Origin of the sequence: Nocardia sp. MH4 (assembly GCF_019266065.1) — a bacterium.
Classification (GTDB): Bacteria; Actinomycetota; Actinomycetes; order Mycobacteriales; family Mycobacteriaceae; genus Nocardia; species Nocardia canadensis.
The window spans coordinates 14580-35101 of sequence record NZ_LPNR01000124.1 but is presented as its reverse complement, the minus strand read 5'-3'; the positions used below and the strand labels follow the sequence as shown (position 1 = coordinate 35101).

13 protein-coding genes are annotated in these 20522 nt (G+C 68.2%); 3 read left to right on the top strand and 10 right to left on the bottom strand.

The features are described 5' to 3' along the window. Positions 1-438 precede the first annotated feature (438 nt). The 3 genes from ATM97_RS28245 (at position 439) to ATM97_RS28235 (ending at position 2563) form a co-directional block, all read left to right on the top strand. Positions 439-1086 (top strand): hypothetical protein, encoded by a 648-nt coding sequence (locus tag ATM97_RS28245; RefSeq protein ID WP_218721235.1) that lies wholly within the window; start codon positions 439-441, stop codon positions 1084-1086. Positions 1087-1323: 237 nt separating this feature from the next. Beyond that, positions 1324-1821 carry a peptidylprolyl isomerase gene (locus tag ATM97_RS28240; protein ID WP_218721234.1) on the top strand — a complete coding sequence of 166 codons (498 nt, stop codon included), beginning with the start codon at positions 1324-1326 and terminating at the stop codon, positions 1819-1821. A gap of 175 nt (positions 1822-1996) precedes the next feature. Further along, positions 1997-2563 carry a Uma2 family endonuclease gene (locus ATM97_RS28235; RefSeq protein ID WP_218721233.1) on the top strand — a complete coding sequence of 189 codons (567 nt, stop codon included), beginning with the start codon at positions 1997-1999 and terminating at the stop codon, positions 2561-2563. Between the two features lie 50 nt (positions 2564-2613). Here the strand turns inward: ATM97_RS28235 and ATM97_RS28230 are convergent, their stop codons facing one another. From ATM97_RS28230 to ATM97_RS28185, 10 genes are all read right to left on the bottom strand, one after another. Further along, positions 2614-4158 carry an acyl-CoA carboxylase subunit beta gene (locus ATM97_RS28230; protein WP_218721232.1) on the bottom strand — a complete coding sequence of 515 codons (1545 nt, stop codon included), beginning with the start codon at positions 4156-4158 and terminating at the stop codon, positions 2614-2616. Then, the gene (gene pks13, locus ATM97_RS28225) at positions 4155-9389 is read right to left on the bottom strand and encodes a polyketide synthase Pks13 (protein ID WP_218721231.1); all 5235 of its coding nucleotides are present in this window, start codon (positions 9387-9389) and stop codon (positions 4155-4157) included. Before pks13 ends, ATM97_RS28230 begins: the two co-directional genes overlap by 4 nt. A gap of 95 nt (positions 9390-9484) precedes the next feature. Then, positions 9485-11401 carry a long-chain-fatty-acid--AMP ligase FadD32 gene (gene fadD32, locus ATM97_RS28220; protein WP_218721230.1) on the bottom strand — a complete coding sequence of 639 codons (1917 nt, stop codon included), beginning with the start codon at positions 11399-11401 and terminating at the stop codon, positions 9485-9487. 211 nt (positions 11402-11612) lie between these two features. Further along, positions 11613-12632, bottom strand: a complete 1020-nt coding sequence (locus ATM97_RS28215) for an LLM class F420-dependent oxidoreductase (RefSeq protein ID WP_218721229.1) — start codon at positions 12630-12632, stop codon at positions 11613-11615. A 217-nt stretch (positions 12633-12849) separates the two neighbouring features. Next, positions 12850-13845, bottom strand: coding sequence for a cutinase family protein (locus tag ATM97_RS28210; RefSeq protein ID WP_255588574.1), 996 nt, complete (start codon positions 13843-13845; stop codon positions 12850-12852). Then, entirely contained in the window at positions 13839-14354 is a 516-nt protein-coding gene (locus tag ATM97_RS28205) for a DUF732 domain-containing protein (RefSeq protein ID WP_218721227.1), read from the bottom strand. The genes ATM97_RS28210 and ATM97_RS28205 overlap by 7 nt, the downstream gene beginning before the upstream one ends. A 113-nt stretch (positions 14355-14467) precedes the next feature. Next, the gene (locus ATM97_RS28200; RefSeq protein ID WP_255588573.1) at positions 14468-16267 is read right to left on the bottom strand and encodes an alpha/beta hydrolase-fold protein; all 1800 of its coding nucleotides are present in this window, start codon (positions 16265-16267) and stop codon (positions 14468-14470) included. Positions 16268-16453: 186 nt separating this feature from the next. Further along, positions 16454-17488, bottom strand: coding sequence for an alpha/beta hydrolase family protein (locus ATM97_RS28195; RefSeq protein WP_255588563.1), 1035 nt, complete (start codon positions 17486-17488; stop codon positions 16454-16456). Positions 17489-17798: 310 nt separating this feature from the next. Beyond that, complete coding sequence (locus ATM97_RS28190; RefSeq protein WP_255588562.1) at positions 17799-18860, bottom strand: alpha/beta hydrolase family protein; 1062 nt, start codon at positions 18858-18860, stop codon at positions 17799-17801. A 443-nt stretch (positions 18861-19303) separates the two neighbouring features. Further along, positions 19304-20374, bottom strand: coding sequence for an alpha/beta hydrolase family protein (locus ATM97_RS28185; RefSeq protein WP_218721226.1), 1071 nt, complete (start codon positions 20372-20374; stop codon positions 19304-19306). Positions 20375-20522 lie beyond the last annotated feature (148 nt).

Here is a 20522-nt window from a genome sequence, read left to right as displayed (position 1 = left end):
TGGTTGTGAGGGGTCGCACGCCATGCCGTCGGACATGGACCGCGCTATGGTGTGAAGCTCAAGCGTTTCATTAAGCATGCGACGTGCGCCGACTGCCGGCGCCGACAGGCTCGCGTCACCCGGCCGGAGGTTTCGCCGCTATGCGAATCCGCTATCGATCCAGGTCCGGGCGAGGCGGCCAATCGTCGAGCGGGTGCGGCACAGGAGTTTTTCGATGGTACCAGTGTGCACGGTGCATATAGCTACGAAAAGGGGTAACTGTTACAGACGGTAACAGGTCCCACATTTTAAATGCGGGACGATTTCCCGGAGGCCGAAACGCGAAGGTTCCCGAATGAAATGGTAGTCCCGAATTGCGCGCTACAGAATTACGGCCTTCGTACTCTTGAACACGACATCTTCACATCCCGGAGATGTCGAATTCACCAAGGAGTACGCATGTTCCACAGCAACTTCTTCGCACGCACCGCAGTGGCGACCGCCGGGTGCGCGATCGCGGCCGCGTCGCTGGGCATCGGCCCCGCCGCGGCCCAGGCCTCGACGACGGTCAGCCCGGCCGGCGCCGCGGTCCAGGCCACCAACCAGGGTGTGGTCAAGGCCGTGGCGGGTGGCGTCACGATCACCTGTACGACCTCGACCGCGACCGGCACCGTGCCGGCCGCGCCGGGCAACACCAACCCGAGCGGCCCGGTCACCGTGCCGATCAGCGCGCCCAGCTTCACCGGCTGCTCGACCAGCATGTGGGGCGTCAGCGCGACCGTGACGACGAGCGGCAGCTGGTCGATCACGGGCCAGAACGGGTCGCCGATCGCGGGCTCGATCAACGTCCCGACCGGTGGCATGGTCATCCAGACCAGCGGTCTGGCGTCGTGCAAGGTGGTCGTCGCGCCCACCGCGCCCGCCGCGCTCGCGGGCACCTGGACCAACGGCAACCCGTCGACGGTGCAGGCCACGAATTCCCCGGCCCCCATCAAGGTGACCGGTGGCTTCGGCTGCCCGACCAGCGCGACAACGGGGTCGGTGACCGGTGTCTACAAGGTCACCAACACCACCACCCCGTCGGTGCCGATCACGGTCGGCCCCTGATAATTCCGGGGTGAATTCGAATCGACCGGCCGGTCGGCTCGAATTCGGTGAATTACCCGGATGTGTATAAAAGGAACCCGCGTGCGTCTCGCACTCGCACGCGGGTTCCCCACACATCCTAGGCAATATTCGCGCCGGGTGCCGCCCACCGGGCACCCGGCCGCGATTTCGCCACCGGCCCGCGGTGGTTCGGACCCCGGTCTCTTCCCGACCCCTCCCCTCCCTAGACTCGACGGCATGACCAAGGTGAATCTCGAAACCAACTACGGACAGATCGTGCTCGAGTTGGACGACCAGGCCGCGCCGAACACGGTCGCCAACTTCGTGAACTATGTGAACGCCGGCCACTACAACGGCACCGTGTTCCACCGCGTCATCCCCGGTTTCATGGTGCAGGGCGGCGGGTTCGAGCCCGGCCTGAAGCAGAAGCCCACGCAGGCGCCGATCCAGAACGAGGCCACCAACGGCCTCAAGAACGACAAGTACACCGTCGCGATGGCCCGCACCAACGACCCGCACTCGGCCACCGCCCAGTTCTTCATCAACGTCTCCGACAACGCCTTCCTCAACCACACCGCCCCGCAGGGCCAGGGCTGGGGCTACGCCGTCTTCGGCAAGGTCGCCGAGGGCACCGAGGTCGTCGACAAGATCGCCGCCGTCTCCACCGGCAACGCGGGCCCCCACCAGGACGTCCCGGTCGACGACGTCATCATCGAATCCGCCACCGTCGCCTGATCTTTCGACGTCGAGTCGGGCCGCCATCGTCAACGACGAGGGCGGCCCCGACCCGTATGACAACCGTGACGGCGCAGCCAGTGAGCACTCGGACCTACATCGAGGAACAGCGCGCTCGAGTAAACTGTGTCCAGCGGGTCGAGCCCGCACCGATAGTGTCCGGGAGGAGCGCGTGATGACTGCCGAGACAGCGCTGCCCGCGTGGATGCATCAGCAGATCACGGCAGCGGAGTACGACTCCTGGTCCGAGGAGCAGAGTGCGGGCATCGAGATCGTCGACGGGATGGTCGTTGTGAGCCCGAGCGCGTCGAAGCGCCACAACCGGTTGGCCCGGATGCTGGCGAATGCGCTGGATGCCGCATCCGGACCGGACTGGAACGCCGACATCGACTTCGACGTCCGGCTCCAAGATGTTCCGCTCACCAATCGCCGCCCGGACGTCGTGGTCTATCGCGCGGACACCATCGACCTCACCCCTACCCGCCCCGAACATGTGCTGCTCGTCGCGGAAGTCGTCTCGCCCGGTTCGGAGACCACCGACCGGATTGTGAAGGTCGACCAGTACGCCAGGGCCGGCATCGCCTTCTACTGGCGGATCGAACAAGCAGCGACCGGTGTCCCGCTGGTCTACACCTACGTCCTCGACCCGGCGACCATGGCCTATCGGACCGGTGACATGTTCACGGGCGTCGTCAAGGTCTCGGCTCCGTTCCCCGTGGAGATCGACCTCGGCGCGATCTGATCGCACGGGTCCGGCCGACGACTTCCACTGGCTCGGCGGGCTGGCAGGTACTACAGGGGCAGGACGTGGTGCTTGCGGGGGTTGCGCTGGATCTTCTTGTCCTGGAGGAGCTTCAGGGCTCGGCGGATCTCGAGGCGGGTGGTGGCCGGTTCGATGACCGCGTCGATGAAACCGCGTTCGGCGGCTACCCAGGGGGTGGCGATATTGGCGTTGTAGAAATCGATCAGGTTCTGGCGGATGGCGGCGCGCTGGTCCTCGGGGGCGGCCGCGATCTGGGCGGCCCCGAGCAGGCTGACGGCGCCCTCGGCGCCCATGACCGCGAGGCGGGCCGTCGGCCAGGCCAGGTTGATGTCGGCGCCGAGCTGCTTGGAGCCCATCACCGCGTAGCCGCCGCCGTAGGACTTGCGGACCACCAGGGTGATCTTGGGGACCGAGGCCTCCACGTAGGAGAACAGGAAGCGGCCGCCGCGCTTGATCACGCCGACCTTCTCCTGCTCGACGCCCGGCAGGAAGCCGGGGGTGTCGACGACGAAGATCAGCGGGATCTCGAACGCGTCGCACAGGCGCACGAAATGCGAGGCCTTGTCGGACGCGCGCGCGTCCAGGGCGCCGGCCGAGGCCAGCGGCTGGTTGGCGACGACACCGACGGTGTTGCCGTCGACGCGGGAGAAACCGGTGATGATGTTCTGGCCGGTCTCGGCGCTGATCTCCTTGAACTCACCGTCGTCGAAGATGCGCAGCAGGATGTCGTGCATGTCGTAGCCGGCGTTGTCCGAGTCCGGCATGAGCGTGTTCAGCTCGCGGTCGGAGTCGGTGATCTCCGGCTCCAGGCCGGGATTCACCACCGGCGGCAGTTCCTGGCAGCTGCTCGGCATGTAGCCCAGGTACTCGCGCACCCAGGTGAACGCCGCCTCCTCGTCCTTGGCGACGTGGTGGATGTTGCCGTACTCGGCCTGCGTGCGCGCCCCACCGAGCTCCTCGAGGCTGACGTCCTCGCCGGTGACCTCTTTGATGATCTTCGGGCCGGTCACGAACATGTGCGCCGACTCGGTCGCCACCACCACATCGGTGCAGATCGGCTCGTACACCGCGCCACCGGCGCAGTTGCCGAGGATCAGCGAGACCAGCGGCACCATGCCCGACAGCGGCTCCAGGTTGGTCGCCATCCACGCGTACCAGGCCAGCGAGCTGATCGCCTCCTGCACGCGCGCGCCACCGGAATCGTTGATACCGACCAGCGGGATGCCGACCTTGGACGCGTATTGCATGATCCCGCACAGCTTGCGGCCGAACGCCTCACCGACCGAACCGCCGTACACGGTCTGGTCGTGCGAGAACACCGCCACGGGACGGCCCTCGACCAGACCGTGCCCGACGACGACACCGTCGCCGTAGAGCGCGGTCGGGTCACCCGGCTTGCGGACCAGCGCGCCGATCTCGACGAACGTGCCCGGGTCCATCAACATGTCGATGCGAGCCCTGGCGCTGGGAATGCCCTTCCGCGCGCGCTTCTCGATCCCCTTCGCACCCGCGGGCTCTTTGGCGAGCTCGAGGCGCTGCTGTAGATCGACAAGCTTTTCGGCGGTAGTGCTCACTTCTCTCCCTTGGCGATCTTCGCCAGCTTGGCGGACAGGTCCGCACCGATCTGGCCGATTCGCGGCTCGTCCACGATCTGGAGGTGGTCACCAGGGATGTTGATGATCTCCAGATTCGGGATGTACTCGTCCCAGCCACCGTTCGGGCGTCGGTCCGCGTAACGCGGCTCGAGCTCGATGGCACCGTCGTGGTAGCGGTCGGCCAGGTAGAGCACGACGTCACCTTCGTACTGGCTCGGCTGCGCCTGCTGCAGCGCACGCTGCTCGATCCACGAGGTCCGCTGGTGCTCGAGGACGCCGCCTGGAATCTTGGCACCGCTGAGCTTGACCAGATCCATGATCATTTTAATCTGGTCGTCGTCACTGGCCGCAGCCAGCTCTTCGAGCTGCTCCTGGTCAAGTTCGGCCGGGACGTTGTAGGTCTTTTTGGCGAAGGCCTGGTAGCGCTCGAGGCGAGCCAGGCGCTCTGCCGGGCTGTTGTCCTCGGGTTCGACCGTGATAGCAAGGTCGATCAGGCCCACGTGGCGCACGTCGGCACCTTCGGCACGCAGCAACTGAGCCACCTGCAGGGCCAGCACAGCGCCCAGCGACCAGCCGTAGAGCACGTAAGGGCCCTCGCCCTGGATCTTGCGCAGCTCGGGCAGGTACTGCCTTGCCCGCTCTTCGATGGAACCGTCGACCCTCTCGAAGCCGTAGACCGGGGTGTCGGCCGGAAGGCGCTTCATCAGCGGTTCGTAGACCAGCGTGTTGCCACCGGCCGGGTGGAAGACAAAGACCGGGACGGTGTCGGCGCCTTCGGGACGAGCGCGCAGCGGGCGGATGAAACCGTCCACGTCGGCACCGCTGTCCTGCAGGTTGCGGACGATGTCGGACAGCTGCTCGATGGTCTCGCAGTCGAGCACATCATCGACAGTGACCTCGGCACCCACGCGCTCGGTGAGACGAGCCGCCATCTTCTCGGCGACGTCTTCTTCCAGGATCGGCAGGGTGTTGAAGATGCCGCCCGGGGAAGCACCGGTGACCAGGGCCCAGGTGGCATACGTCAAACGCTCGGCAGCGTCACGTGGCGGAACGTTGTCCTCGTCCCCGGCCGGGGCCGAGTAGTCGACATCCGGCACGACCGCCGCGACCTCGGCAGGCGCGGTGTCCGTCGAAACCGGCTCGGCGGCAGCGGTATCGGCTGCCACGGCGACGGAGTCCGAGGCAGCGGAAGCAGATTCGGCCGCAGCCGGGGTACCGGCGGCCTCCGACGGCAGGTCCGCGCCCGCGGCCTTGGCGGCGGCCAGCGGGTCCCCACCGGCCGCGATCGCCGCGCGCGCGGCCTCGACGAAGCCGGCGTCCACGCCGATCTCGACGTCTTCACCGGCCGCCTTGGCCGCGGCCTGCTTCTCCGCCATCGCCGCGACCTCGTCGCGGTGCTCGATCGCGTAGCGCAGGACCTTGGAGACCTCGTTGAGGCTGGCGTCGCGCACGGCCGAGACCTGCAGCTGCGGGATGTCGAACTCGTACTCGACGCGGTTCTTGATGCGCATCGCCATCAGCGAGTCCAGGCCGAGCTCCATCAGCGGGATCTCCATCGGGAGGTCCTCGACGGCGTAGCCCATGGACTCGGCGACGATCACGCACAGCCGCTGTTCGACGGTCTCGCTGCCGTTGGGGTCCCAGCGGTCGCTGGTCGCCACGGCCACCTCGGCCGCGGTCGGCTCGGCGACGGCGGCCGGGACGGTCTCGGCGACAACGGGTTCGGGCAGCGCGGCACCGGAGGTGACGACCGCGTCGAACAGCAGCGTGAAACCGGTGGCGTCCTTGGCGTGCACCTGCACCGACGCACCACCGAGATGCGGGGTGAGGGTGGTGGTCAGGGTGCCGGTGCTCGGCAGCGCGGCATGCGGGTGCGAGACCGATACGGCGACATCGGAGAGCACCTGCGCGGCAGCGGCTTTCACCAGCGCGGCCAGATCGGTGACCGAGGCGGCCTGCACCTCCCAGGCGTGGCGGCCGTCGGGCATGGCGACGTGCGCGCCGGGCACCTTGGTGTTGCCGCGACCCGAGGACATGGCGACCTTGGGCCAGTACTCCTTGCGCACGAACGCGGTACGCGGCACGTCGGCGTAATCGCCCTCGGGCAGCAGCGAACTCAGGTTCACGGCGTGGCCGTGCACGTAGAGCTGGGCGAGCGCGCCGATGACACCGGCGGACTCGTCCTCCTTGCGCTTGAGCGTGGGGATGAGCTGCGCGTCGTGCACGCCCGCGGCGAAGGTGGTGCCCAGCACCTGCATCAGCGCGACGGAATTGGGCGCCAGCTCCAGGAACGTGGTGTGCCCGGAGTCGACGGCGGCCTTGATCGCGTTGGTGAAGTACACCGCGTGGCGCATGTTCTTCACCCAGTAGGGCTCGTCGTGGATCGGCTCGGAGCCGGGATTGAAGTACAAGCCCTCGTGCACGGTCGAGTACAGGCCCGTTGTCAGCGAGGTCGGCTCGATGCCTGCCAGTTCGGCGGCCAGCTCGCCGAGCAGCGGGTCCATCTGCGAGGTGTGGCCCGCGCCGCGGGTGGGCAGGATGCGGGCGAACTTGCCCATGCCCTCCACCTCGGCGACGATCTGCTCGACCTGCTCGCGCGGGCCGCCGATGACGGTGTTGGTCGGCGCGGCGTACACCGCGCACTCGACGTCGGGGAAGCGCGGCAGCAGCTCGGCCACATCGTGGGCGCTGAGCTCGACCAGCGCCATATTGCGCACGTCGTCCTCGGTGATCATCTGCTCGCCCTCGCCCATCAGGCGCGAGCGGGCGCAGATCACGCGCACCGCGTCTTCCAGGCTCAGACCGCCCGCGATGTAGGCGCCGGCGACCTCACCCATCGAATGGCCCACCACCGCGGCGGGTTCGGCACCGTGGGCGCGCAGCACCGCGGCCAGACCCAGCTGGGTGGTGAAGATGCCGACCTGGCAGGTACCGACGTCGTAGTCCTGCTCGTCGTCGAGGAACATCTCGCGGATCGAGTAACCCGCCTCGTCCTGCACCAGCTCGTCGACCTCGTCGACGGTCTTGCGGAAGATCGAGTTCTCGTTGTACAGCTGCTTGGACATCTTGCGGTGCTGCGCGCCGAAGCCGCACATCACCCAGACGGGGGCGTTGGTCGCCGGCGAATCGGCGGTGAACACGCCGGTGCCGGGCTTGCCCTCGGCGATGGCGCGCAGGCCGGTGACGGCCTCGGCGTGCGTCTTGGCCAGCACCACACCGCGCGAACGCTGGTGGCTGCGCTTGGCCAGCGCGCGGGCGACATCGACCAGCGGCACGTCCTTGCCCGGGCCCTCCAGCCAGTCGGCCAGTTCGGCGGCGGCGCGCTTGCGGCGCGAGGGCAGGTAGGCCGACACGGCGATGATCACCGGGAGTGGCTCGGCGCGCTCGCCGTCCCACTCGACGACGACCGGCTGCTCCGGCTCGGCGGCGGCCGCGGTGATCGCGGTGGCCTCGGCGACCACGTCGGTGGTCTCCTCGCCCTCGATCGCCTCGGCCGCGACCTGCTCGACCGTCACGTCCTCGACGACGGGCAGCGACGGCACGTACTCCTGGAGCACGACGTGGGCGTTGGTGCCGCCGAAGCCGAAGCCGGAGATGCCGACGGTCGCGACGCCGCTGTAGCGCGGGTACTCGGTGGGCTCGTCGACGACCTTGAGGTTGGCCTGCTCGAACGGGATGTACGGGCTCGGGCCCGCGTAGTTGATGTTCGGCGGAATCACGTTGTGCTGGAACGACATCAGCACCTTGGCCAGGCTCGCCGCGCCCGCGCCGGATTCCAGGTGGCCGAAGTTGGTCTTGGCGGAGCCGAGCAGCGCGGGCTTGTCGGCGTCGCGGCCGCGGCCGACGATGCGGGCCAGCGCCTCGGCCTCGATCGGGTCACCGATCGGGGTGCCGGTGCCGTGCGCCTCGATGTAGTCGACGGTGGAGGGGGCGATGCCCGCGTCGCGGTAGGCGGCGCGCAGGACGTCGGCCTGAGCCTCCGGGTTCGGGGCGAACAGGCCGTTGGAGCGGCCGTCGGAGTTCACCGCGGAACCCTTGATCACGCCCAGGATGTTGTCGCCGTCGCGCTCGGCGTCGACCAGGCGCTTGAGCACGACCAGACCCGCGCCCTCGGAGCGGACCATGCCGTCGGCGTCGTTGGAGAACGCCTTGATGTGACCGTCCTTGGCGACCGCGCCGTTCTTCTCGAAACCGAGGGTGATGACGGGGGCCAGGATCATGTTCACGCCACCGGCCAGCGCCACGTCGGCCTCGCCGTCGCGCAGCGCGCGCACGGCCTGGTGGACCGCGACGATGGTCGAGGAGCAGGCGGTGTCGACGGTGACCGACGGGCCACGGAAGTCGAAGAAGTAGGAGACGCGGTTGGCGATGATGCCGGTCGACGCGCCGAGCAGGGCGTAGGCCTCCGCCGAGATCGGCAGGCTCGGGTCCCGATCGCCGAGGCCGAGCGAGGCGATCAGCTGGAAATCGCTGCTGGACGAGCCGACGAACACGCCGACCTTCTCGCCCTTGAGCTCGCTGGCCGGGATGCGCGCGTGCTCGAGCGCCTCCCAGGTGAGCTCCATCATCAGCCGCTGCTGCGGGTCGACGCGCTCGACCTCGACCGGCGACATGGCGAAGAACTCGGCGTCGAAGCCCTTGACCACGTCCTGGTCCAGGTAGCCGCCGAGGGTGTTGGACTCGCGGACGGTCTGCGCCACCCCGGGATCGCCGAGGAACTCCGACCAGCGGCCCTCCGGCAGCTCACGGATCGCGTCACCGCGACCGATGATGAACTCCCAGGTCGACTCCGGGGTGCTGCCCGCGCCGGGCAGCCGGGTCGACAGGCCGACCACGGCGATGTCGTGCGTCTCGCCGGGCTGGTAGGCGGCCGCGTAGTCCTCGGTCTCCTCGGCGGGCAGCTCCGGCTCGCCGTTGACGATGACCTCGGCCAGCGAGGCGATCGTCGGATGCTGATAGACCACCGTCGGGGTGAGGATGACGCCGGTCAGTTCCTCGATGTCACCACCGAGGGCGAGGGCATCGCGCGAGGCCAGCCCGAACTCCTCCATCGGCCGGTCGACGGTGATCGCGTCGACCGACTGCCCGGTCGCGTCGGCGACCCATTTGCGCAGCCATTCGCGCAGCTCGGCCACCGAGAGATCACCCGCCGGGGTGGTCTGCGCGGGAACTTCGGGGTTCTGGGTGGGCGTGCCCTCGTTGTCAGCCATCAATTCCTCAAGCTACCTGTCTGCGTACAGGGCGCGCCGTGGAATGACGCCCGACGTGCGCTCACGCCGGGCGTCGATCCGATCCGGTCGGCCGATTACTCTTCCGGTGCATCGGGGAAAGCCTGCTGGGTGTAACCACCGCGCAGCGTTCCCTCGAGGTAGGCGGCCTTGCAGGCCCGCCGGGCGATCTTTCCGCTGGAGGTACGCGGGATGGAACCCGCGGGTACGAGCAGGATGTCACGGGCGGTCACACCGTGCCGCAGCGAGACCGCCGCGCGCACCGCGTCGGCGATCGGGGCCGGGTCGGCCTTGCCCGCGCCGGGACCACGCTCGGCCACGATGACCAGCTGCTCGGACGCGTCGTCGGCGTCGAACTTCAGGCCGGAGTGGCTGTCGGCGGCGAAGACCTCGGCGGGCAGCTGGTTGGCGGGCACCGCGAAGGCGGCGACGAAACCGGGACGCAGCGCCTTGGACGCCTCCTGCGCGGAGAACTCCAGATCCTGCGGGTAGTGGTTGCGGCCGTCGACGATCACCAGGTCCTTGACGCGACCGGTGATGTAGAGCTCGCCGTCGAAGTACACGCCGTAGTCGCCGGTGCGCAGCCAGTCGGCGTCGAGCTCGGTGCCCTCGGCGTGGCTGCCCTCGGCGGCCCGCTCGGTGACCTTGTTGCGGAAGGCCTTGGTCGACTCGTCGGGGCGACCCCAGTAGCCGATGCCCATGTTGTTGCCGTGCAGCCAGATCTCACCGACGTGACCGTCGGGCAGCTCGCGGCCGCCCTCGGGGCGCTCCACCGTCTCGGGATCGATGATGGTGGCCCACTGCGACAGCGCGACATAACCGCAGGCGACCTGCGCGATGGCGTTCTCATGGGTCTGCTCGACCCGCACCATGCGACCGGCGTTCAGCTCGTGCCGGTCGACGTAGACGACCTTGGCCTCGTCCTCGGCCTTGGTCGCCGAGACGAACAGCGTCGCCTCCGCCATGCCGTAGCAGGGCTTGATCGCGGTCTTGGGCAGGCCGTAGGGCGCGAACGCCTCGTTGAACTTCTTCATCGACGACACGGTCACCGGCTCGGAGCCGTTGATCAGGCCGATCACGTTCGACAGGTCCAGCGACTCGCCCGCCTTCGGCAGACCACGCGCCGCGGCGTGCTCGAACGCGAAGTTCGGCGCGGCCGCGAAGGTGCCCGCACCGTCGGAGACGGCGGCCAGCTCGTTGATCCAGCGCGACGGGCGGCGCACGAAGGCGCTCGGCGACATGATGGTGATGTAGCGGCCGCCGACCGCGGGCAGGATGACCGTCAGCAGGCCCATGTCGTGGAACAGCGGCAGCCAGGTGACGCCGCGCGAGTTCCAGTCCAGGTTGATCGCCTTGACCATCTGCAGCAGGTTGGTGCCGACCGCGCGGTGGGTGATCTCCACGCCCGCGGGCACCCGGGTGGAACCCGAGGTGTACTGCAGGTAGGCGATGTCGTCGATCGCGGTGTCGGGGCGGACCCAGGACTCCCCGAGGGTGTCCGGGATCGCGTCGACGGCGATGATGCGCGGACGCTGCGCGGCGGGCAGCGAACGGAAGAACTGGCGGACACCGGCGGCCGAGGAGGTCGCGGTGAGGATCGCCGACGGCTCACAGTCGCCGAGCACGGCGTGCAGGCGGTCGGTGTGACCCGGCTCGTCGGGATCGAACAGCGGCACGGCGATGGTGCCCGCGTAGATCGCCGCGAAGAAGGAGATCACGTAGTCCAGGCCCTGCGGCGCGAGGATCGCGACCCGGTCGCCCGGGTTGGTCACCTGCTGCAGGCGAGCGGCCACCGCGCGCAGCCGAACTCCGAACTCCTGCCAGGTCAGCTCGTGCACCTCGCCATCGCGTTCCCGCGAGTAGTCGATGTAGCGGTACGCGAGCGTGTTCGCATCGTTACGGGTGTGCTTCTCGACGTGATCGACCAGGGTCCGACCCTCGGGAATCACAATGTTCCCGGTCTCGTCCAGGTAGTCGTCGAAAGTCTCTTCCATTCCTTCTTCTCCTCCGAGGCCCAGACACCGGTGAATTCTCCCAACGCATTACGGCGTTGACACCCGTGAGGCCCCGACTCGCTATCGCCACCGGCCCCCGGAACACGCCGTGCGTGCGTCCTGACAACCTGCGGATTTTCGAGCGGTCTGCGCGGTGACCGCTATCGGCTAGATGTTCTCAAACCAGAGTCATGTTACAGAGAACCCCCGCTCAGTCCTCCCGCAGCAGCGGAATGACAGGCGCGAAAGCGTCCATCTGGGTGGGGAAGATGCCCACATAGGACATCGACGTGAGTTCGCGCACACGCTTGACCTGTTCGGCGATCTCCTCGAAGGTGCCGATCGCGATGTAGGGCGAACTCAGGATCTGCTCGGCGGTGAGCTCCACGTCGACCTCGAGATCGGGGTGCAGGCCGCGTTCGATCGCGCGCAGCGCCATCTCCGCGGTCTTCTCCCGGTCGTCGGTGATGACGATCGCGGTGATCGCCCAGTTCAGTTCGATGTCGGCGAACCGGTCGCCGGCAGCCTCCTTGACGATGTTGACCTTCTCGATCGTCTTCTCCAGCGTGATGCCGGACAGCAGACCCTTACCGTTCTTCGTGGTCTGCGGGACGATCGAGACGATGTCGGCGTGCTTGGCCGCCAGCGCCAGCATCTTCGGGCCACCGCCACCGGTACACAGCGGGGGACGAGGGCCCTGCCGCGGTCGGGGAGTGCCCTTGATGCCACGCACCTGGTAGTGCTTGCCCTCGAAGTTGCACTCCTGGCCACGCAGCAGCGTGTCCAGGATGGTCAGCGACTCGTCGAGCTTCTCCAGCCGGATGCCGGGGCGCTCGTACGGGATGCCCGCGTTCTCGAACTCTTCCTTGATCCAGCCCGCGCCGACGCCGACCTCGAGCCTGCCCTTGGACAGCACGTCGATGGTGGCCAGGTCCTTGGCCAGCACGACGGGGTGCCGGAAGCCGTTCGCCAGCACCGAGGTGCCGAGGCGGATCTTGTCGGTCGCCTGGGTGAGTGCGCCCAGCGCCGCGATCGGACCGATCTGGTCGCCCAGGTGATCGGGGACGACGAAGGTGTCGTACCCCATCTCCTCGGCCTGCTGCGCAGTCTGGACGAACTTGCGTGCGCCGCCCTCCTGCTTGTTGCCCTCGCCCGCCGCCGCGAAGCGGAACGGACGCAGCGGCGTACCCAGCGCGGTCAACTCACCGACGGGTGCGGCAGCTTCGGTCATGAACTCATCGCTCCTGGCTGTTGCACGCTGCGCGTGCTAGGCGGTGTATTCGGGCCACCGGCTACTCCGCGGTAGCAGAGAAGACGGCGCGATCATCAGCGCACTTTACAGCGTGTGGGCGAATGGGAGTGCGGATGTCACAGCGAGGCATGATCCATGGCAATCACACACCCGCTGTGACTGTGACAACTCCGCCAATCCGGTTCGGCGGGAAGACTCAGGAATGCGGCGGATGCGGCGCGTTCTCGATGAGTCCGGCCGCCCAGTTCACCGTCCACTGGGTCGCGGTGGTGCCCTGTCCGTCCACGGTGTTGCTGGCGTAGAGCGCGTGCACCGGGTTGCCCGCCGAGCGGATCAGCGCGCCCAGGCTGCCCAGGGCATTGGCCGGGTTGAGGGCCTCGCGCGGCGCGTCGCAGATCATATCGCCGGGCGCGCAGATCGAGTACACCTTCGACGCCAGCGAGCCGAACCCACCGGGGCGCGGGCCGGTCATGCTGATGCCGGGCACGTTGACCCCCTTGAGCGCCACCTCGGCGCCCTGGCCCGCCGGCGGCGGATCGCCGATCTCGGTGGGCTGGCCGGGGCCGGTGTCGGCGGTGCGACGGCCGTCGGCGATCACCGTCACGCCGAGCACCTTGTCGGCCGGGACCGGCCCGTTGCCCATGCCGATCTGCGCGGCGACGTCACCGGCGATGACGGCGCCCTGCGAGAACCCGGCGATGACGTAGGTGGTCAGCGGGCACTGCTGGTGCCGCTGGGCCAGGATGTCGGTGGCCCGCGCGGTGCCCTCGGTGCGGCTGTTGTTGTAGGAGGCCTGACCGTCCGGCGGGAAGGCGATCGGGTTCGAGAACTGGGCCACGTAGGGCACCGTGTACACCTCGAGCCGGTCGTCCGGGAACTGCGCGCGCAGCGGCCCCGACACACTGAGCATCAGCGAGATCGGGTTGGCCTGCGGGTTGTACGGATCGTCGTTGCTGGCCGACTCCCAGGTGCCCGGGATCGAGAGCAGCATCACATCGGGGCAGTCCGCCGACTGCGACGTCGGTGGCGGCGGCCCGGGCGGCGTCGGCCCGGGCTCCCGCAACCGGCCGGCGAGCAGATACCAGAGCAGCACGATGACGATGATCGCCAGGACGACCAGGGCCAGCACGGTCAGGCACCCCGCGGGCCAGAGCCTGCGGGTACGTCGCGTCGGTCGGGGGTTCACTAGCAGTAGGTGGCGGTCGCGGCGGCGATGTAGATCTGAGCTGCCTTGTTGACGTCCATCTTGGACTGGTCGAACGCGGTGTCGGTGCCCGCGATCGCCGCCACGTACGGGGCGATATCGGCATCGGAGGCACCGGTGGCGCGGCTGGAGCAGATGTAGCCCGCCGCGGTCAGCGCGATGTCCGGGCTGGCCGGGTTGATCCCGTTCTTGCTCAGCTCGGCCAGGAACGCCTTGTCCTTGTCGGAGGCGGGCGCGGACGCGGGCGTGGTCTCCGGCGCTGCCTGCGGCTGCTCGGGCGCGGCCGAGGACTCCGGCGCGGCGCTCGAGGTCGTCGGGTGGTCACCGTGACCGCCCGGCGCGGGCGCCTGGGAGGTCGCCGACGCGGCGGCGCTCGCGCTCGAGGAGAGAGTGGGCGTCTGCGACGCGGTCGAGTCGTTGCCACCACAGGCGGACAGCAGGGCGACGGCAGCCAGGGCCGCGACCGAACCGGCGGCCTTGCCAGGAATCCGATGCATGAAGATGTCTTTCCTCGATCGTTCGTCAGGGAAGCGGTCGCAGACCAGGCTAGCCGGACATCACCGGCCGCCGGGTACCGCGCGGCGAAGCTCAGAGAGTTCTCAGCCCGGGCTCACACCCCATGAACTTCGGGTTTGCCGTCCCGCACCACGATGAACCCGGTCTGAAAATTCTGCTGGATCCCACCGGGGACGGTGAACTCGTCGCTGACCGGATACCCCAGCCTGCCGTTCTCGAACCCCTGTGCGCCCCAGGCGTCGGCGACCGCGCCGTTGCGCACCGACCACGCGCCCGACAGCGGGCTCCAGTAGATGTTGCCGCCCTCGAACCGGCTGTACCGGCCGAGATCCTTCAGCGGCGCCTCCTCGGCGAGCGGGAAGCCCAGCGGGCTGTTCTCGAAGCCGAGCGCGGCGTACTTGTCCAGGATGAAACCCTGTACCCGGTGCGCGCCGGTGGCCGGGCTGTAGAACATCGGGCCGTGCTCGAAGGCCTGCACCGAGCCGTCGCGGCTGGGCGTACGCGCTTCGGCGGCAACGGGATACCCGGCGGGCCCGCGCTCGAAGCCCTGTTTGCCCCACTCCTCCAGGAACGCGCCGCGCATCACCTGCGCGCCGGTCTGCGGCGTCCAGTAGATCGAGCCGCCCTCGAAGGTCTGCATGCGGCCGCGCCCGTCCGGCAGGCCCACCTCGTCACCGGTCGGCATGCCCAGCGGCGACGACGGCCCGCCGACACCGGCGTACGTGCCACCGATACGGCCCGCCACCGCGTGCGCGCCGGTCGCGGCGGAATGGAACACCCGACCGTTCTGGAAGTCCTGCACCATGCCCGCCGCCACCGGGTACTCCGCCGTCAGGCAGTTCCCCAGCCACGCCGCGGCCTGGGCGACCGGGCCGATCGCGCCGCCGGTACCGCACGCGGTGCCGCCGGGATCGGTGCCGAGCGCCGCGGCCGCCTGCGACCACGACTGCCGCATCTCGAAATCCCAGTACGGCCAGGTATGCGTGCCGGCGGGGCGGTAGTTCGCCTGCACCGGGATCGCGAGCTTCTCCAGCTTGGCGACGAAGTTCTGGGTCGACAGCCGCGACAGGATCTCCAGCCCGGTGCCTGCCCAGTTCTCGCTCAGCAGCGGCACCTCGCCCAGCTGGTCGTGACTGCCCGCGAGGCCGCTGCCGCTGGAGACGTACATGCTCACGCCTTTGAGCTTGTCGGCGAGCAGATAAGGATCGTGCGCCGCCCACTCCGGCCCACCGGGCGGGCCCCACATCGACATCGCGTCGAAGCCGCCGGCGTCCTTGTTGGCGAAGGTGATCGCCTGCGGCATACCGAGAGTCGTGGTGGTCAGCAGGCCCGAGTACGAGGCCACGTACTTCATCAGGCCGGGATTTCGGCCCGCCAGGTTCATCGCGGCCGTGCCGCCCATCGACAGGCCCTGTACGCCACGCACATCCGTCGTGCGCCAATCCCGTTCGAGCAGCGGCGGGAGTTCCTTGGTCAGGAATGTCTCCCACTTGTAGGTGCGACCGTTGTCGGGCGCGAGCCAATCGGAGTACCAGCTGGACTGCCCGCCGACCGGCAGCACCACGTTGACGTTCTTGTCGGCGTAGAAGCCCTCGGCGTCGGCGTCCTTGGTCCAGCCGTTCTCGTCGTCCTGGGCGCGCAGACCGTCGAGCATCAGCAGCATCGGGAACTTCGCGTCGGGGCGGATGTTCCAGTCGCGCGCCAGCAGCATCTGCACCTGGATCGGGGTGTTCATCGCGGGCGAGTACACCCACATCGCCACCCGGCGATCGGAGAGCCATTCCACCCGTTGCACGCCCGCGACGCCGGTCTGCGCCTGCGCCTGGCCGGGTATGGCGACCGTCGGCGCGAGCAGCGCCGCGGTCATCGCCGCGATGCCGAGGATCCGCCGCATCGGCGCTCGGACACGATGTTTCAACACGCGCGACCCTCCTCATCCCCACCCTGGGACTGCCTCATCGTTGGTTGTACCGCAGTACCGGCCGATAACCCGGGAGGACACGCGAGCGCCCCACACAGCAAAAAGACCGGCTCACCCTGCGGGTGAGCCGGTCTTGTCAGCGTTGCTGAACGGAAACTGTCAGGCGCCCAGCGCGCCGAGGATCTGCGGACGCGCCTTCCACAGCTGGTCCTCCCAGTACTTCCAGGAGTGGGTGCCGTTGGCCGGGAAGTCGAAGGTGGCGGCGATGCCGAGCGACTTCAGGCGGCTCTGGAACGCCAGCGTGCTGACGAACGAGATGGCCTCGATGCCCATGGCGTTGGCGGTGTTGTAGACCCCGCCCAGGCCGGCCGGACGATCGTGCTGGCCGGGCAGGCCGTTGGCCGAGGAGATGAACATCGGCAGGCCACGCAGCTCGGGCGCGAAGACCATCGGGTCCATCCGCAGCCACGCCGGGCTCCACGGAGCGGCCATGGAGTCGACGTTGAAGCGGCCCGCGTCGAGCATCATCACGCGGATGGCCTCACGCATGCCGGGAGCACCCCAGTTCAGCGGGCCCGAGAGCGAGGACGCGTGCTTGAACTGGTCCCGGTGCAGCGCGGCCAGCCGCAGGGCGGCCGGGCCGCTCATCGACAGGCCGAGCACCGCGTTGTTGGTACGGGAGACGCCGTAGCCCTCGAGGAAGGCGGGCAGCTCCTCGGTCAGGAAGGTCTCCCACTTGTAGGTGGTCTTCTGGCCGTTGGTGTTGCTGGCCGAAACCCAGTCGGCGTACCAGCTGGACTGGCCACCGACCGGCATCACCAAGGTGACGTTGTCGTTGGAGAACTGCTGCATCGCGTTGGTCTCGAACGACCAAGCGTTCTTGTCGTCGCGGGCGCGCAGGCCGTCGAGCAGGTAGAGCGCGGCGTTGCCACCGTTGCGCGCCCACTGCACCTGGACCTTCACCGGGCCCATCTTCGACGGCACCATCAGCTCTTCGTAGCCACCGGCGGGCGCGCGCAGCGCCGGCACGGACGCGGGGGCGGCGAACGCCATCGGGGCCGCCCCTGCGGCGATCGGCAGCACGAGGGCTGCGGCGCCGACAGCTAGAATTCGATTACGCCAACCGCGAGATGCAACTCCCCGGGACGTGCCCGGCTGGTCACCCTTCGGCGCGGCGGCCTTGCCGAAACGCATGTGAATTCCGCTCTCTTTCTGCTGTTGTGGCATGCCAGACCCGTCTCCGACATCGCCCCGGATCCCGACAGTCCGGCCGATCAGACAGGTGAAACAACGATCTGGTCACACTTTCGCTCGCTGGAGGATATTCGACCCACGAATTACTTGCAAGGGCAACGGAACTCGGCCGTATTAAACCGGAGAGCCGGTCCGTCGAGCCGAGCAGGTCAGAACCCGTGAACATCCGGTTCGGGCACGATTCCGGCCGGAAAACAAACGCCCGGTGCACGAATGCACCGGGCGTTCGGGTTGTCGCGAGCGACTGGCGTCAGCCGATGTTGTTCGACATATCCGGGATCATCCGCAGCGCCTCGTCGTTCCAGTTGTTCCAGGCGTGGATGCCGAACGCCGGGTAGGAGTAGGTGACGTTGCGCGCCCCGAGGGTCGCCATCCTGACCTCGAAGGCACGGGTGTTGGCCAGCGCCAACGCTTCCAGGGCCATGCCGTTGACGGTGTTCATGTTCGGTCCGTCGGTACCCGTCGGCAGACCCGACGCCGCGGCGATCCACAGCCGGGTGTTGTTGCCGACCAGATTCGGGGCGAAGACGAACGGGTCCATCCGCAGCCACTGCGGACCCCACGGCGGGGCCATCGAGTCGACGTTGTAGCCGCCCGCGTCCAGCATGGCGATGCGGATGGCCTCGCGCATGCCGGGCGCCGAGATGTTCAAATAACCGGAGAACGCGCCGGCGAAGGAGAACTGGTCCGGGTGGTAGGCGGCCAGCGTCAGCGCCGCCGAGCCACCCATCGACAGACCGAAGACCCCGTTGCGGTTGCGGCTGAAGCCCAGCCGGCCGGCGAGCGCGTTGGGCAGGTCGTTGGTGAGGAAGGATTCCCACTGGTACCGGTAGCTCTTGCCGGGCCCGCCGGAGAGCGCGTTGGCCGCGCCGGAGCCGGAGTTCGGCGCGCCGTTACCCGGAATACCGAAGAATTCGCTGGGCGAGTTCCAGTCGGCGTAGAAGCTCGACATACCGCCGACGGGCATCACCACGTTGATATCCGCCGCGGCGAGCGCATTCGGGATATCCGTTTCGATCTCCCAGCCGTTGAGGTTCTCCGGCGCGCGCATGCCGTCGAGCACGTAGGCGACGCGATTGGTATTGCCGTTTCGCGCGGGGAGAATGCGCGTCTTGATCGGGCCCATCCCGGAGTCGACCCAGAAGTCGAAGGCGGCGGGGTTGAATCCGGCGGAGGCGGGGGCGGCGCCACCCGCGATGACCGTTCCGATCGGCACCAGCAGTGCCATGGATACGCCGGCGGCCCAGCGCCGCGCCCACGATCCGGGGGCTGCGGTCTTCACGGGCCGACGCTTCCAGCGCAGTGTTCGCATTCGACTAGACCTTTCTCAGCTGAACCGACGGCACAAACCCCGAGCTACACGGTCGGATCCCTCATCGGGCGTCGAAAGCGATCAATCCAGGGCAAAACGGACGAATCAACCTCGACGCATGCTCACTGTGTATGAATCAATGACGAATGCCTACATGTTGCTGGAAAGTGACCCGTAACACAACTCGCGGTGACCTGCCGCACGTGATTCGTCACCGGCTATCACTCGGATCGTGACGAAAACGAACAAATGGCCGCCCGGTGCCTGAGCACCGAACGGCCATTGCCATTCACGACCACCACGGTTTCGGCCGCCCCGGCCCCGCGGAGCGAGACGGAACGCCGAAGGCGCAGTATCGCTCCGCGGGGCCGGGGTCACGAGGCCGAAACCCGCGGCGCCAGCCGCCGAAGAATCAGCAACCCGCGGCGCCAGCCGCCGAAGAATCAGCCGATATTGGCCGACAGATCCGGGATCATGCGATTGACCTCGGTCTCCCAGTTGCGCCAGTTGTGCACGCCGGTGAGCGGGAAGTCGAAGTTCGCGTTGCCGCCGCCGAGGGTGGCCATCCGCACCTGGAAGGCACGGCTGTTCACCATCGCGAGCAGCTCCAGCGGCACGCCCTGGACGATCTCCATCGGGTTGGAGACGTCACCCGCGCCCGGGATACCGCTGGCCGCCGACACCCACACGCGGGTGCCGTTGGCCACCAGCCGCGGCGCGAAGACGAACGGGTCCATCCGCAGCCACTGCGGACCCCACGGCGGGGCCATGGCGTCGATGTTGAAGCCACCGGCCGAGACCATCGCGACTCGCATCGCCTCACGCATACCCGGCGCCGAGATGTTCAGGTAGCCGGAGAACGAGCCGGCGAAGCTGAACTGGTCGGGGTGGTAGGCGGCCAGCGTCAGCGCGGCCGAGCCACCCATCGACAGACCGAACACACCGTTGTTGTTGGGGTTGAAGCCCAGCCGAGCCGACAGCGCGTTGCGCAGGTTGCCGGTCAGGTAGCTTTCCCACTTGTAGGTGTTCTTCTTGCCCGCGACCTGGGCGGGCGCGATCGACGAACCCGTCATCGCCGAACCGGTGGCCGCCGAACCGGTCGAGCTGCCGCCCGAACCGGTGTCGAGGCCGAAGAAGTTGCTCGGGGCGTTCCAGTCGGCGTAGAAGCTGGACTGGCCACCCACCGGCATGACGACGTTGATGTTGGCCGCGGTCAGCGCCCGGGCGACGTTGGTGTCGATCTCCCAGCCGCTGAGGTCGTCGCGGGCCCGCATGCCGTCGAGGGCGTACACGACGCGACCGGTGTTGCCGTCGGCCGCGCGGAAGATCCGGTTCTTGATCGGGCCCATCTCGGAGTCGACCCAGAAGTCGAAGCCACTGGGATCGAACGCCGCCGAAGCGGTGCCGGTCGGGCCGGCCACCGCCGCACCGAGCGGTAGGACAACAGCCAGGGAGAGAAGCATCGACCGCTTGAGCCAGCCGGCTCCCCGGGCTCTGAGACGTCCGCCACGCATTCTGTTTTGGGCCTTTCCTCGTGCGGTTCGCGCGGAACCGCGGTTGCAAATGACCGCCGACTTACTACCGGCACACCAGTGCGCCGACGGGCCGTTCCTCGAAGACCATATCGTGACATCGATAGCCTGGCGTTACCGAAAAGTGATT